General features: G+C 45.3%; 11 protein-coding genes. 8 read left to right on the top strand and 3 right to left on the bottom strand.

Annotated elements, in window-relative coordinates; all coding sequences use genetic code 11:
• Window positions 1-5: 5 nt before the first annotated feature.
• From purB to BMX69_RS04675, 3 genes are all read left to right on the top strand, one after another.
• Window positions 6-1436 (top strand): adenylosuccinate lyase, encoded by a 1431-nt coding sequence (gene purB / locus BMX69_RS04665; protein ID WP_054789545.1) that lies wholly within the window; start codon window positions 6-8, stop codon window positions 1434-1436.
• 73 nt (window positions 1437-1509) lie between these two features.
• Window positions 1510-2403 carry a LysR family transcriptional regulator gene (locus BMX69_RS04670; protein WP_100041690.1) on the top strand — a complete coding sequence of 298 codons (894 nt, stop codon included), beginning with the start codon at window positions 1510-1512 and terminating at the stop codon, window positions 2401-2403.
• A gap of 101 nt (window positions 2404-2504) precedes the next feature.
• Complete coding sequence (locus BMX69_RS04675) at window positions 2505-3782, top strand: adenylosuccinate synthase (protein WP_054789546.1); 1278 nt, start codon at window positions 2505-2507, stop codon at window positions 3780-3782.
• A gap of 175 nt (window positions 3783-3957) precedes the next feature.
• Here BMX69_RS04675 and BMX69_RS04680 read toward each other — a convergent pair whose 3' ends face one another.
• Both BMX69_RS04680 and BMX69_RS04685 read right to left on the bottom strand, forming a co-directional pair.
• On the bottom strand, window positions 3958-4938 hold the full coding sequence (locus BMX69_RS04680; RefSeq protein ID WP_100041691.1) for a dimethylarginine dimethylaminohydrolase family protein: 981 nt from the start codon (window positions 4936-4938) through the stop codon (window positions 3958-3960).
• Window positions 4939-5047: 109 nt separating this feature from the next.
• The gene (locus tag BMX69_RS04685) at window positions 5048-5281 is read right to left on the bottom strand and encodes a hypothetical protein (RefSeq protein WP_025232449.1); all 234 of its coding nucleotides are present in this window, start codon (window positions 5279-5281) and stop codon (window positions 5048-5050) included.
• 177 nt (window positions 5282-5458) lie between these two features.
• Between BMX69_RS04685 and BMX69_RS04690 the strand changes: the two genes are divergently transcribed.
• From BMX69_RS04690 to BMX69_RS04700, 3 genes are all read left to right on the top strand, one after another.
• On the top strand, window positions 5459-6520 hold the full coding sequence (locus BMX69_RS04690; protein ID WP_100041692.1) for an N-acetylmuramoyl-L-alanine amidase family protein: 1062 nt from the start codon (window positions 5459-5461) through the stop codon (window positions 6518-6520).
• A gap of 205 nt (window positions 6521-6725) precedes the next feature.
• Window positions 6726-9485 carry a magnesium-translocating P-type ATPase gene (gene mgtA, locus BMX69_RS04695; RefSeq protein WP_278280713.1) on the top strand — a complete coding sequence of 920 codons (2760 nt, stop codon included), beginning with the start codon at window positions 6726-6728 and terminating at the stop codon, window positions 9483-9485.
• Window positions 9486-9499: 14 nt separating this feature from the next.
• Window positions 9500-9676: a hypothetical protein gene (locus BMX69_RS04700; RefSeq protein ID WP_054789548.1), complete on the top strand. Its 177-nt coding sequence runs from the start codon at window positions 9500-9502 to the stop codon at window positions 9674-9676.
• 59 nt (window positions 9677-9735) lie between these two features.
• Here BMX69_RS04700 and abc-f read toward each other — a convergent pair whose 3' ends face one another.
• On the bottom strand, window positions 9736-11649 hold the full coding sequence (gene abc-f / locus BMX69_RS04705) for a ribosomal protection-like ABC-F family protein (RefSeq protein ID WP_100041694.1): 1914 nt from the start codon (window positions 11647-11649) through the stop codon (window positions 9736-9738).
• Between the two features lie 252 nt (window positions 11650-11901).
• Here abc-f and BMX69_RS04710 point away from each other — a divergent pair, with 252 nt between their 5' ends.
• Together BMX69_RS04710 and BMX69_RS04715 are read left to right on the top strand one after the other, a co-directional pair.
• A complete protein-coding gene (locus BMX69_RS04710; RefSeq protein WP_100041695.1) occupies window positions 11902-12573 on the top strand; it encodes a redox-sensing transcriptional repressor Rex in 672 nt (223 codons plus the stop codon).
• A gap of 104 nt (window positions 12574-12677) precedes the next feature.
• Window positions 12678-14186, top strand: coding sequence for a bifunctional ADP-dependent NAD(P)H-hydrate dehydratase/NAD(P)H-hydrate epimerase (locus BMX69_RS04715; protein WP_054789550.1), 1509 nt, complete (start codon window positions 12678-12680; stop codon window positions 14184-14186).
• Window positions 14187-14188 lie beyond the last annotated feature (2 nt).

The following is a 14188-nucleotide window of genomic DNA, read 5'->3' on the forward strand; positions in this document are numbered from 1 at the left end:
GAACCATGACAGATAGATACCAAAGCCCGCTGTCTGAGCGCTATGCAAGTAAGGAGATGCAGTATATCTTTTCACCGGACAGGAAATTTAAGACATGGAGAAAGCTGTGGGTTGCCCTTGCGGAGGTAGAAAAGGAACTGGGACTTCCCATAACAGAAGAGCAGATAGAGGAATTAAAAGCCCATCAGGAAGAGATTAATTACGATGTAGCAATACAGAGGGAAAAAGAGGTCCGTCATGATGTTATGTCTCATGTATATGCATATGGAGTCCAGTGCCCTAAGGCAAAAGGTATCATCCATTTGGGAGCCACTTCCTGCTATGTGGGTGACAATACCGATTTAATCGTCATGACAGAAGCATTAAAGCTGGTCCGCAGGAAACTCATCAATGTGATTGAAGAATTGTCCAGGTTTGCTGATTCATATAAGGATTTACCGACCCTTGCTTTTACCCATTTCCAGCCGGCTCAGCCCACCACCGTAGGAAAAAGAGCGACGCTTTGGCTTCACGATCTGACCATGGATTTAGAAGATCTGGACTATATCCTAAGTTCCATTCGCCTCCTTGGCTCTAAGGGCACCACAGGAACACAGGCCAGCTTTCTGGAGCTGTTTGACGGCGATATGGACAAGGTGAGAAGGGCAGATTCCATGATTGCTGAGAAGCTTGGATTTGCAGGCTGCTATCCGGTTTCCGGCCAGACCTATTCCAGAAAGGTGGACAGCCGGGTGGTCAATGTTTTAGCAGGCATTGCCCAGAGTGCCCATAAATTTTCCAATGATATCCGCCTTTTGCAGCATTTAAAGGAAGTGGAAGAACCTTTTGAAAAGAGTCAGATCGGTTCTTCCGCCATGGCTTATAAGCGCAATCCTATGAGAAGCGAACGAATGGCTTCCCTGTCCAATTATGTCATGGCAGATGTGATGAATCCTATGCTGGTTTCTTCTACCCAGTGGTTTGAGAGAACACTTGATGATTCTGCCAATAAAAGATTAAGTATTCCGGAAGGGTTTTTGGCGGTTGATGGAATTCTGGATCTTTATCTGAATGTTGTGGATGGGCTTGTGGTATATCCCAAGGTAATAGAAAAGCACATGATGGCAGAGCTTCCCTTTATGGCCACGGAAAATATCATGATGGATGCGGTTAAGGCCGGCGGGGACAGGCAGGAGCTCCACGAACGGATCAGGGAACTGTCTATGGAAGCAGGCCGGAATGTAAAGGTCAATGGACTTGACAACAATTTGCTGGAGCTGATTGCAGCAGATCCCTCCTTCAACCTTTCTTTGGAAGATTTAAAGAAAAGCATGGATCCCAAAAGATATGTGGGCTGCGCTCCGGCCCAGGTGACTGCTTATCTGGAAGAAGTGGTTAAGCCTCTTCTTGAAGATAATAGGGAACTTCTCGGGATGAAAGCGGAGATTCACGTATAAAGGCTTGAAGGCAGACGTCAGAGATTATGGGAGGTCTGCCTTTGTTTTTGATTTTTCATATCAGGAGGAAGTCATGAGCAGCAATTTAGAGTATTACAAGGTGTTTTATTATGTGGCCCAGCTTAAAAGCATCACTTTGGCGGCGGAGAAGCTGTGCATATCCCAGCCTGCTGTGAGTCAGGCTGTCAGGCAGCTGGAAAAAGCTCTGGACAGCCAGCTGTTTCTGCGGACCTCCAAAGGGGTCCGTCTGACCCGGGAGGGAGAATTTTTTTACGGATATGTAAAATCAGGTTTAGAAAACATCTGGCATGGAGAAAGTATGTTAAACAGGCTAAAAGATCTGGATACGGGCGAGGTGCGGATCGGAGCCAGTGATATGACGCTTCAGTTTTATTTACTGCCCTATCTGGAGAAGTTCCATGAACTGTATCCTGGTATCAAGGTAAGTGTTTCCAACGGGCCTACGCCTGAAACACTCCGGTATTTATATGACGGCAAGATTGATTTCGGAGTGGTCAGCACTCCCTTTGAGGCAAAGAGCGAGGTCATGCGGACCGATGTTAAGGAAATCAGGAACGTGTTTGTGGCGGGGGATAAGTTCCGTTATTTAAAGGATCAGGAGCTGGATTATGATGTTTTAAAGGAACTGCCTTGTATATTTCTTGAAAAGAATACCAGCACAAGAACCTTTATGGATGAATATCTGGCAGGCCATGAGATCGTGGTAGAACCGGAGTTTGAGCTTTCCACCAGTGACATGATCGTTCAGTTTGCCATGAGAAATCTTGGAATCGGCTGTGTGATGTCAGGGTTTGCACAGATGGAGTTGGAGAAGGGGAGTCTTTTTGAGCTTAAGTTCCGGGAAGATATGCCGAAACGTCACTTTACCATTGTCACTGATATCAAAACGCCCGTATCTCCGGCAGGAAAGCGCCTTTTACAACTGATGACAGATGATATAATCTAGACTTATGTCAAATATAAATAATATTAATTTTACTTATGCGTATTCATGAGTTATCATAGGTAAGTAACAGGCATTTTTTCACTCGAAGGAGGAGCAATCATATGGTAAGAGCAATTGTAGGAGCCAACTGGGGCGACGAAGGAAAAGGTAAGATCACGGATATGCTGGCAAAGGAATCGGATATCATCATCCGTTATCAGGGAGGCAGCAATGCCGGACACACGATCATCAACAACTATGGAAAATTTGCCCTTCACCTTCTGCCATCAGGCGTTTTCTATAATCATACCACCAGCGTCATCGGCAATGGTGTGGCATTAAATATCCCGTTCCTGGTTAAGGAAATTGAGGATCTGGTAAGCAAGGGAGTTCCAAAGCCTGACATTCTGGTTTCAGACCGTGCCCAGATATTAATGCCATATCACATTCTGTTTGACCAGTATGAAGAGGAACGCCTTGGCAAAAAGTCTTTTGGTTCCACAAAATCAGGGATTGCTCCATTTTATTCAGATAAATATGCAAAGATCGGATTTCAGGTCAGTGAGCTTTTTGACGAAGAATCTTTAAAGGAAAAAGTTGACCGGGTTTGTGAAACAAAGAATGTTTTAATGGAGCATCTCTATCACAAGCCGGCCATGGACCCGCAGGAGCTGTTTAAGACTCTTCTTAAATACCGTGAGATGGTGAAGCCATATGTGTGTGATGTGTCCAAATACCTTCATGAGGCAATCAAGGCGGGTAAGAATATCCTTTTGGAAGGCCAGCTGGGATCTTTAAAGGATCCTGACCATGGAATATATCCTATGGTTACGTCATCCTCAACACTTGCGGCCTACGGGGCCATTGGCGCAGGCATTCCACCCTATGAGATTAAGAACATTACCACTGTGGTAAAAGCTTATTCCAGTGCTGTAGGGGCAGGAGCGTTTGTCAGCGAACTATTCGGAGATGAAGCAGATGAGCTGAGACGGCGCGGAGGAGACGGCGGCGAATATGGAGCAACTACCGGAAGGCCAAGGCGTATGGGCTGGTTTGACGCAGTTGCATCCAGGTACGGATGCCGGATCCAGGGGTCTACAGAGGTTGCCCTCACCGTTCTTGATGTGCTGGGATATCTTGACGAGCTTCAGATATGTGTGGGCTATGAGATCGACGGAAAGGTTACCAGAGATTTCCCCACAACCGTAGAACTTAACAAAGCAAAACCGGTATACAAAAGCCTTCCCGGCTGGAAATGTGAGATCAGAGGAATTAAAAATTACGAGGATCTTCCGGAGAACTGCAGGAATTATATTGAATTCATAGAGAAAGAAATCGAAACACCCATAACCATGGTTTCCAATGGACCGGGAAGAGATGAAATTATCTTTCGTAAATGATCATATGGGAATAAATAGGAAATTAGAGAATAAAGAACTTGTTTTTTGAGAAAAGCTGCAGGATTTTAAAGTCCTGCGGCTTTTTATTTGTTGTGCCATACACGGTACATCGTCAGGTGGTGAAAGTTAATGGGAATATGATGAGTTGTTGCATATAGTGAAACCACCTTTTTCCCTATGCCCTTTCAAGCGGCTGTGTACTGCACCGAAAGGAACCTCCCAGACTCCTGGAGATTTCAAAATCAATATACTCCACGGTTATACCTCTTGCTTTTAGCTGCTCTGCAATATATTCGAATTGAGGATCTAATATATACGTAGACTCATTAATTGGAAGTCCATTCACTGCCAAATAGGCGATATCTTTGTAAGGGACAGAGATTTTATCCCAATCTTTTAGAGCTTCTGGTATTCCATTTATAAAGGCCTCTTCACAAATAATCATCAGTCCGTCTCTTACAAGGCTTAATGCACAATCCAAATGCAGTACATCCTGTTTTAACGGAACCTCCACCACTTCATAGCCAAAATGGGATAAAAATGATTGAAGCCATAGATAACCGTTATGATTAGAGGCCAAGCCTGAATTCCCCACGAAAACGGTTTGTTCTAAGACCAGAACATCTCCGCCTTCTAAAAAAGGACCCTGCTCAGCATCAATCCCTTCTGAACTATCTGGTCTTGGAACAGAAACATAGAAGGCCCCCGTGCGGTAAGCTTCATTAACAAGGATATCTCTGATTGGCAAAACTTCATTTCTACGATGGAAAAAGCGTAACGTCCCTTCAATAATGGAGGGGCCAACTGTAAAGAAAGGATCACGTACAAAGAAATTACAGGAGCCGAATTCCCTGCCGGCTTCTTTCTCGTAATCAGTCAGCAACCGGGGACGTACGACCTCAACTCCATACTTCTCAAGGACTCCTTTTAAGTTTTCCCGTTCTTTTTCCCATTTTCTTTGGCGCTCAGGGAATACCTCATTATAATTCCTTCCTGCAGTATCTACGCCTTCAAGCAGGCTTAGGCTTTCCTCTGAAAGAAATGCATCATCTTTAGAATTTCCTGTCCGGGCCGGAAAGATAAATTCGGATTGCGTTAAGACAACTTTTTTTAAAGGAGCAAATTCACTTTTTACTTTTATTCTGTTCGTTTCCATATAAAATCATTTCCATTCCATATAATTTTATTAATTAAGACCATCTCATATCATTCCACTCAGGAACGAATATCATTGACAACTGTATCAGGACATTATAAGGCTTATTTTACAGTTCTTTATTTTTTCCGGCTGTATCCGTTTCATCTTTATCATGTCTGATCACCCGGGCAACAAGCTGAGCGGCATAAAGAAAGACGGGGACGACGACAGAGGAAAATATAGCGGCCATCAGCCAGTTTTTTGCTTCCGGATTATGGGAAAAGGCGGATATTATGGCGATAAGGTACATGGAGAGAATGAGTACTACTCCGGCCATAGCCAGAAAACGTTTCCATTTCACAAGTATTACCTCCCTTTTAAAATTTATATTTTATAATTATAGCCTATAAATGGAAAAATAGGAAGGAGGGCTTTTCCTTGTTAATAAAAACTTTAAATTTGAAACCTGTACTTTTCTGCGGAAATATAGTACTATTTTATTATAAAAATTGGAAGGCCTGGAAGGAGTGCAAAACTCTTGAGGAAACGATGGATAGCGGCAGCAAGTATCATTCTCATCATGGGAAGCATGATGACTTCCATGGCAGCGGAAGAGAAGATACAGGAAGAGGGCGAAAGCCAGCAGGCGTCAGTATCGGACCGGCAATGGCAGGAAGACTCAGGCGGCTGGAAATATGTCAATGCCGCGGGAGAATTTAAGAAGAACCGCTGGGAAGAGATAAGTGGATATTGGTATTACTTTGACAATGATGGGTATATGGTTTCTGATTGGACAAGGATCGGCGGAATGAACTACTGCTTTTCTGAGACGGGGGAGCTGCAGCTTGGCTGGTGCTACAACGACGACGAAGAGAAGTGGCATTATTATAACGAAGACGGTACTGCCCAAAAAGGCTGGTATCAGGATAAAAACGGAAGCTGGTACTGGTTTTCCACAAAGGGGGAGATGGCTTCTTCCGGCTATAAAAACGTAGCGGGAAAACGATATTATTTCTATGATAACGGACAGATGGCTGCAAATCAGTATGTAGGCCTTTTCTACATGGATGAAAACGGTCAGAGAAACAAGGAATTCGATATTAGTATTGATGGGAAGAAAACTTCTGCATCCGTGTCTTCTGAAGTAAAAGATGCCATTACAGAGGCCACTAAGAATATTCCCAGAGATTGGATCAGGAAGTTTATAGATCAGGGCTGGGAGATCATCTACTATCCAGGAAAAAAGTATTTTTCTGCGCCAATGACGGATAGCGGCATTTATTACGTATGCTATAAATTGGATACGAATTATAAAAAAATCAAAATATGCCAGGCGGAAGAGTTGACGGCAGCTTTTGGGGAATACATCGGATATGCCTCCGGCTGTTATGGCAGCAACAGCCAGGATGCTACGGATCTGATTATGAGCAGGGATTCCGTGGAGGATTTTGTGTACATTCCAGATTATTTTTCCGATGATATGAGGTTTTATTTTGGAAAGCTGGTGGCAGCGTATGTAGGGAGTTCCTATACAAGGGGAGAGATGGAAGAAGAGGCGCCCCGTGTGACGGAAATATTAAAAAGGATATTGTATACATAGTAAGCAGTTTAATAAAAACAGAAAGCAGTTATTTTCTCTTTTGGATGTTTATTGATATTGCCGCAGGACTTTGATGTCCTGCGGCTTTTATCTTGCCCGGAACCCTGGCAGTTCTGTAATGTCATAATTTACTATAAAAGGGGGCAAGATAAATGGAGTCCGGCGCTTCCAATTTTATAAGGCGCAATTTAGGAGGAATAGACTCGTGAACAAGAAACAGAAAAGAGCGAACGCAAGAAAAATCTCAGAGAGCTTCACCCGCAGAGAAAGAGCCAACGAAACCATTGCTTTCGCTGCAGCTAATGAGCTTGAGACCGTTTTACAACAATTCAATGCTTCACTGGGTGGTCTTTCTGAAAAAGAGGTAATTGCAAGCCGCAGTTACTATGGCGAAAATAAGGTGACCCGGGAAAAGAAAAAAACACTGCCTCAAAGGCTGGCGGAGGCGTTTATCAACCCCTTTACGGCAATTCTGTTTTGCCTTGCCATTGTATCCACAATTACAGATATAATTTTGCCGGTTGTACAGGGTACGCCGGAAGAAGCTGATCCACTTACGGTTATTATCATCATGACAATGGTTATAATTTCCGGCGCGTTGCGCTTTGTTCAGGAATCCCGTTCCGGCAATGCTGCCGAAAAACTTTTAGGGATGATTACCACAACCTGTACGGTTGACCGGAAGGAAGAAAAAAAGCAGGAAATTCCTCTTGTCGAAGCGGTGGTCGGTGATATCATCCATCTTTCAGCCGGTGATATGATACCTGCGGATGTAAGAATAATTGAGGCAAAGGATTTGTTTATCAGCCAGTCTGCCCTGACCGGCGAAAGCGAACCTGTGGAAAAGTTTGCGTCTGTTGGCAAGGATGAAGTAAATACGGCTACAGAGTATTCCAATATCGCATTTATGGGCAGCAACGTAATCAGCGGCAGTGCCACCGCAGTTATAATCTCCGTCGGCGATGATACCCTGTTTGGCTCCATGGCTTCTTCGGTTGCAGGTGAAGCCGTTGAGACCAATTTTACCAAGGGTGTGAATGCCGTGTCGTGGGTTCTCATCCGGTTTATGTTTGTTATGGTTCCCATTGTGTTTGTCATCAACGGGATCACCAAAGGCGACTGGATCGCGGCGTTTCTCTTCGGCATCTCTATCGCAGTCGGCCTGACTCCTGAAATGCTGCCCATGATTGTCACTACCTGTCTGGCAAAAGGTGCCATATCTATGTCCAAAAAGAAGACAATCGTAAAGAATTTAAATTCCATTCAAAATTTTGGAGCGATCGATATTCTTTGTACGGACAAAACCGGTACATTGACTCAGGAGCGTGTGGTGTTGGAGTATTCTATGGATGTAATGGGAAACAGAGACACCCGTGTGCTTCGCCATGCTTACTTAAACAGCTATTTTCAGACAGGTTACAAGAATCTAATGGATGTAGCAATCATCCGCAAAACAGAGGAAGAAGAAGCCTCCGACCCAAAACTGATCGATTTGTCTGAAACCTACACAAAGGTGGACGAGATTCCTTTTGATTTCACCCGCCGCCGTCTTTCCACCGTGGTCAGTGATAAAACCGGCAAGACCCAGATGGTTACAAAAGGCGCTGTAGAGGAGATGCTTTCTATCTGTTCTTATGCCGAATATCAGGGTAAGGTAGAACCTCTTACGGAAGAAATTAAAACTAATATTCTTCAGACGGTAGACCGACTGAATGAAGATGGGATGCGGGTTATCGCTGTTGCACAAAAGACCAATCCATCTCCGGTCGGTGCGTTTGGAGTAAAAGACGAGCATAACATGGTGCTGATCGGGTATCTGGCTTTTCTTGATCCGCCGAAAGAATCGGTTCAGGAAGCAATCAGGGTTCTCAAGGAGTATGGCGTTACTACCAAAATCCTGACCGGTGACAATGACAAGGTAACCCGTTTTATCTGCAAACGGGTAGGGCTTAAGGTCAATAACCTGCTGTTAGGCTCTGATATTGACAAAATGGATGATACTGCTTTGGCAAAGGCGGCGGAACAAACCGCTGTGTTTGCAAAGCTTTCACCGGATCAGAAGACCCGTATCGTCACCGTCCTCCGTAACAGCGGGCACATCGTGGGCTTCATGGGTGACGGAATCAATGATGCGGCCGCAATGAAATCCGCCGATATCGGCATTTCTGTGGATAACGCAGTTGATATTGCAAAGGAGTCCGCTGATATTATTCTTTTGGAAAAAGACCTGATGGTTTTGGAGGAAGGGATTATCGAAGGGCGTAAGACCTATGCCAATATGAATAAATATATCAAGATGACAGCATCTTCAAACTTTGGTAACATGTTCTCGGTGCTTGCTGCCTCAGCGTTACTTCCATTTCTGCCCATGATGAGCCTGCAGTTAATCTTTCTTAATCTGATTTATGACTTATCCTGTACAGCAATCCCCTGGGATAACGTAGATAAGGAGTTCCTCAAGGAACCCCGCAAATGGGATGCGTCTTCTGTTGGAAGCTTTATGCTGTGGCTCGGCCCTACCAGCTCTATTTTCGACTGGACCACCTATGCGTTCATGTACTTTGTTTTTTGCCCGTTGTTTGTGTCCAATGGAATTTTATATAACGACCTGGCAAATCACTTTTCCGGTACGGAATTGTTGCGGATGCAGACGAGTTATGTGGCATTGTTCCAAGCTGGCTGGTTTGTAGAATCCATGTGGAGCCAGACCCTGGTGATTCACATGATTCGTACGCCAAAGCTCCCGTTCATCCAAAGCCGTGCTTCCGCCTCGTTAACACTGCTTACCTTTGCCGGCATTGTGGTGCTGACCATTATTCCATTTACCGCTTTTGGAGGGACGCTGGGATTCCTTCCGCTGCCTTCCGCTTACTTTGCATACCTGATCCCGTGTATTATATTGTACATGGCACTGGCTACAAGCCTGAAGAAAGCATATGTACGGTATTACGGTGATCTTCTCTAAAGGAAAGGAGAGCTATGATAAATTGGGCCAATATCTGGTTAAAGCTTTTTGGTGCAACTCAATGGATGGGCATAGACATAGGCTTTTGGGTTTCCATGCTCCTGTGTGCGCTCATTGTAGTTGTGATGAATGTTGTATTTTGGGGGATGAAACCGAAAAGGAACGATGATGACACGGCAGGAGATAAGTAGGAGATGAGTAAATTTAATTGAGCTGCCCTTTTACAAAGGACAGCCCTCTTTTCTAACGTTTATTCAGCCAGGTCTTCCCACAGCTCATACAGCTCTTCCAGCCGCAGCCGGATCGTTTCCTTTTCGTTATTAAGCTCCACTAACTTTGAGACATCGGTAAAAATCTCTTCCTTACCAAGCAATTCATCAATTTCACCGTCTCTGGTTTCTAATTTGTGGATCTCATCCTCTGTTTTCTTTAATTCATTCTGGCGTTTACGAAGGCGGGCCTGCTCTTCCTTTTGCGCCTTCCAGTCCAGCTTGGTCTCGGTGATCTCCTCCGGGGCAGCAGCCTTTGCAGAAAGAGGGGCTGTGTACAAGCTGGTCATGATCTCTTTCTTTTCCAGATAGTAATCATAATTGCCGATGTAATTGATCAGAGTCTGATTGGTTAAATCCAGGATTCTGGTTGCGGTTTTGTTAATGAAATAACGGTCATGGGACACATAGAGAATGGTTCCCGTATAATTGACCAGGGCATCCTCCAGGATTTCTTTGGAGGTAATATCCAAGTGGTTGGTAGGCTCATCCAGTATGAGGAAGTTGGCTTCGGAAAGCATCAGCTTTGCCAGGGATACCCGGCCACGTTCGCCGCCGCTTAAGTCTTTTACCCGCTTGAATACATCGTCTCCGGTAAATAAAAAAGCAGCCAGGATGTTTCGGATCTGGGTATTGTTCATGGAAGGGTAGGTGTCCTGCAGTTCATCAAATAGATTCTTGTCCATATTCAGAACCTGATGCTCCTGGTCATAATATCCGATATGTACCTTGGAGCCTAAGGAGATTTCTCCTTCATCCGGTTCTAGAATACCGTTTAACATTTTAAGAATGGTGGTTTTTCCGGTTCCGTTGCCGCCGATGATCGCTACCCGTTCTCCCCGTTTGATTTCAAAATTAACGTTTTCAAAAAGCCGGTTCTGATGAAAGGCTTTCCCCAGCCTGCGGACCGTGAGGACATCGTTTCCGCTGATGATATTGGGTTCCAGACGGATCCGCATCTCATCATTTATTTCCATTGGTTTTTCCAGAACTTCGATTTTATCCAGCATCTTTTCCCGGCTTTCCGCCCGCTTGATGGATTTTTCCCGGTTAAAAGACTTTAATTTGGCAATGACCTCTTCCTGATGCTTAATTTCCTGCTGCTGGTTTAAATATGCTTTCATCTGGGCTTCCCGGATCATGGCCCGCTTTCCGCTGTAATCGGTGTAGTTTCCCTGATATACGGTCATAAGGCCGTTATCCAGTTCCATAATTTTCGTGACCACACGGTCAAGGAAATAGCGGTCATGGGCAACGATAATTACACTGCCGTCATAATTGATCAAATATCCTTCCAGCCATGCAATGGATTCCATATCTAAGTGATTGGTAGGCTCATCAAGCAGGATGATATCTGGCTTGGTGAGAAGGAGACGGCCTAAGGATACCCGGGTCTTCTGGCCGCCGGATAATGACATGACAGGTTTATGGAATTCTTCTTCCGTAAAGCCAAGTCCTTTTAGTACTCCTGTTACTTCGCTTTGATAGGCATATCCGTTTATCAGCTCAAATTCGTGGTTGAGCCTGCTGTAGGTGGTAAGCATGGCTTCCAGCTCGTCGCTTGTGGCGTGCTTCATATCCACTTCCAGCTGGCGGATCCTTGCTTCCATTTCCATGACAGGCCGCTTGGTCTCCAGGACTTCTTCATAAACGGTCCGCTCTCCGGACAAATCCTGGTGCTGCGACAAATAGCCGATGGACTTCCCCTTGGAAACAACCACTTCTCCTTCGTCGGTGGGAAGCTCTCCGATGATGATTTTTAACAGTGTGGATTTTCCGGCGCCATTAATTCCTACAATGGCGGCTTTTTCATGGTCTTCTATATGGAAGGAAGCATGCTTGATCACTTGATTGCTTCCAAATGCTTTGCTTATATTATTGCATGACAAAATCATGTTTCATTTCCTCTTTCCTGCCTGTTTTATGGCATAAAGGCATACCCTGGGGTATTTCCTCTTTCCTGCCTGTTTTTAAGGCATATAAGTATATCCGAAGGGTGTTTTCTTCCTGTATAAATGTAAGGCAATAGAAATAGTATAATATAGGTCCTTCCTTTTTTCAAGGATACAATGATAAAACCCGTTTGACATTATTTTGTCACGCAGTTATAATAATGTTAGTTAGATTAAGTTAAAGAAGGTGAAGAAGTGTCAGAGAAAGAAATTTCCAAAGCAGTGATTACCAGGCTTCCGAGATATTACCGGTATCTGGGCGAATTACTAGAAGACGGAGTGGAACGTATTTCCTCCAATGATTTAAGTGTACGAATGAAAGTGACCGCTTCTCAGATCCGCCAGGATTTGAATAATTTCGGCGGATTCGGCCAGCAGGGCTATGGTTATAATGTAAAGTTTTTATATGCAGAGATCGGGAAGATATTGGGAATAGACAGGCAGCATAATATCATTATCATAGGCGCTGGAAATTTAGGACAGGCAATTGCCAATTATGCAAACTTTGAAAAGCGGGGCTTCCTCATTAAAGGAATGTTTGATATCAATCCGCGTCTGATCGGCCTTGTAGTCCGCGGGATAGAGATCCGCAGCGTAGATGATCTGGAGCAGTTCGTAAAAGATAATGATGTCCAGATCGCAGCTCTGACCATTCCAAAGACAAAGGCGCCGGAGATTGCAGACCGCCTTGTGAAGGCAGGAATCAAGGCGATCTGGAATTTTGCCCATACGGATTTAAGCGTACCGGATGATGTGGTTGTTGAGAATGTCCATCTATCGGAAAGCCTGATGCGGTTATCCTACCGGGTATGCAGTATACAGGACAGCGAGGAAGAAAGAAACAGACAATCAGAAATAATGGAGTAACATGCCTGCCGGCAGGTGAAGGGAAGTCTCTTCGCTGCCGGTAGTTTTTCTATAGACCTTTATGCCCAAAAGTGTGGGCAGGAAAGCGGAAAGGTGGGAGATATATGAGATATCTGGTTACAGGAGGACAGATGAAGCAGGTGGACCGCTACACCATAGAGAATATAGGGATTCCCTCTCTGGTGCTTATGGAACGGGCTGCCCTGGCGGTTACAGGAGAAGTAATGAAGCATGGGCAGAAAACGGACCGGATATGGATTTTATGCGGAAACGGTAATAATGGAGCGGATGGAGTCGCGGCTGCCAGAATGCTGCATTTGAAAGGATATAAGGTTTTTGCTTTACTGGCTGCCGGAAAAGACAAGGGAAGCAGTGAATACCTGACTCAGGTTTCCATCGCGGAACGTACGGGGGTCAATCTGGCAGGATTTTCTGATCTCATACCAGGTACCTGCGATGTTCTCATTGACGCACTTTTCGGCGTGGGGCTGGACCGGGAGATTCTTGGCAGATACCGGGAGATCCTGGAGACAATCCTCCGCTGCCGGCCGAAATTTACGGTGGCCGTGGATATTCCTTCGGGCATTCATTCGGATACGGGCCAGGTCATGGGGATTGCTTTAAAGGCAGACATGACCGTCACATTCGGCTATGAAAAGCTGGGAACCATGCTCTATCCCGGAAAGGAATACAGCGGAAAGGTCCTTGTAGCTGACATCGGTTTTCCGGAGGAGAGCTTAGAACGCCTTAAGGCAGAGTATTTTACCCTGGATCCGGAAGATGAGAAACTGCTTCCAAAGCGCCCGTCCTATTCCAATAAAGGGAGCTTTGGAAAGGTCCTTGTTGTGGCTGGATCTAAAAATATGAGCGGGGCTGCCTATTTAAGCGCCCTTGCCGCTTACCGGACAGGAGCAGGCCTGGTGAAAATTTTCACAGTAGAAGAAAACCGGACCATCCTTCAAACCGGACTTCCGGAAGCCATCATTACCACCTATGAAGCCGGGGATGCAGAAGCAGGGACGGAAGGATTTAAAAAGCTTTTGGTAAAGCAGTGTGAGTGGGCCACAGCCATAGTTCTGGGGCCGGGACTTGGGCAGGAAGCCTATGTAAGGAATCTGGTGGAAGAGGTCCTTGCCAATGCCTATGTTCCCATTGTTCTGGATGCGGATGGGCTTGGTACCATTGCTTCAAACCCGGAGCTGACCAGCTATTTCACGGAAAACATCATTGTGACTCCTCATTTGGGAGAAATGGCGAGGCTTACGGGAAGCGCTGTGGAAACCATACAAAAGCAGCTGATCACCACTGCCAGAGAATATGCGGACCGGTTCGGTATTACCTGCGTGTTAAAGGACGCGGTAACGATTGGGGCCTTAAAGGACCAGAGAACCTATGTCAATGGAAGCGGAAACAGTGCTATGGCAAAAGCCGGGTCAGGAGATGTGCTGACCGGGATTATAGCCGGACTTCTGGCTCTGGGTCTGGAAGAGTCTGATGCAGCGGCCTATGGTGTATGGCTTCATGGCCGTGCCGGAGACATAGTAAAAGAGAAGCAGGGAGATCACAGCCTTCTTGCCAGGGAACTGGCGGAAGAGATACATTCAATACGTTAGGA

It is taken from the genome of Lacrimispora sphenoides JCM 1415 (assembly GCF_900105615.1).
Taxonomy (GTDB): Bacteria; Bacillota; Clostridia; order Lachnospirales; family Lachnospiraceae; genus Lacrimispora; species Lacrimispora sphenoides.

What these genes read in the sequence shown, in the direction of transcription:
- purB (WP_054789545.1), top strand. Translation starts at nt 6, where the DNA reads ATGACAGATAGATACCAAAGCCCGCTGTCTGAGCGCTATGCAAGTAAG.
- BMX69_RS04670 (WP_100041690.1), top strand. Translation starts at nt 1,510, where the DNA reads ATGAGCAGCAATTTAGAGTATTACAAGGTGTTTTATTATGTGGCCCAG.
- BMX69_RS04675 (WP_054789546.1), top strand. Translation starts at nt 2,505, where the DNA reads ATGGTAAGAGCAATTGTAGGAGCCAACTGGGGCGACGAAGGAAAAGGT.
- BMX69_RS04680 (WP_100041691.1), bottom strand. Translation starts at nt 4,938, where the DNA reads ATGGAAACGAACAGAATAAAAGTAAAAAGTGAATTTGCTCCTTTAAAA.
- BMX69_RS04700 (WP_054789548.1), top strand. Translation starts at nt 9,500, where the DNA reads ATGATAAATTGGGCCAATATCTGGTTAAAGCTTTTTGGTGCAACTCAA.
- abc-f (WP_100041694.1), bottom strand. Translation starts at nt 11,649, where the DNA reads ATGATTTTGTCATGCAATAATATAAGCAAAGCATTTGGAAGCAATCAA.
- BMX69_RS04715 (WP_054789550.1), top strand. Translation starts at nt 12,678, where the DNA reads ATGAGATATCTGGTTACAGGAGGACAGATGAAGCAGGTGGACCGCTAC.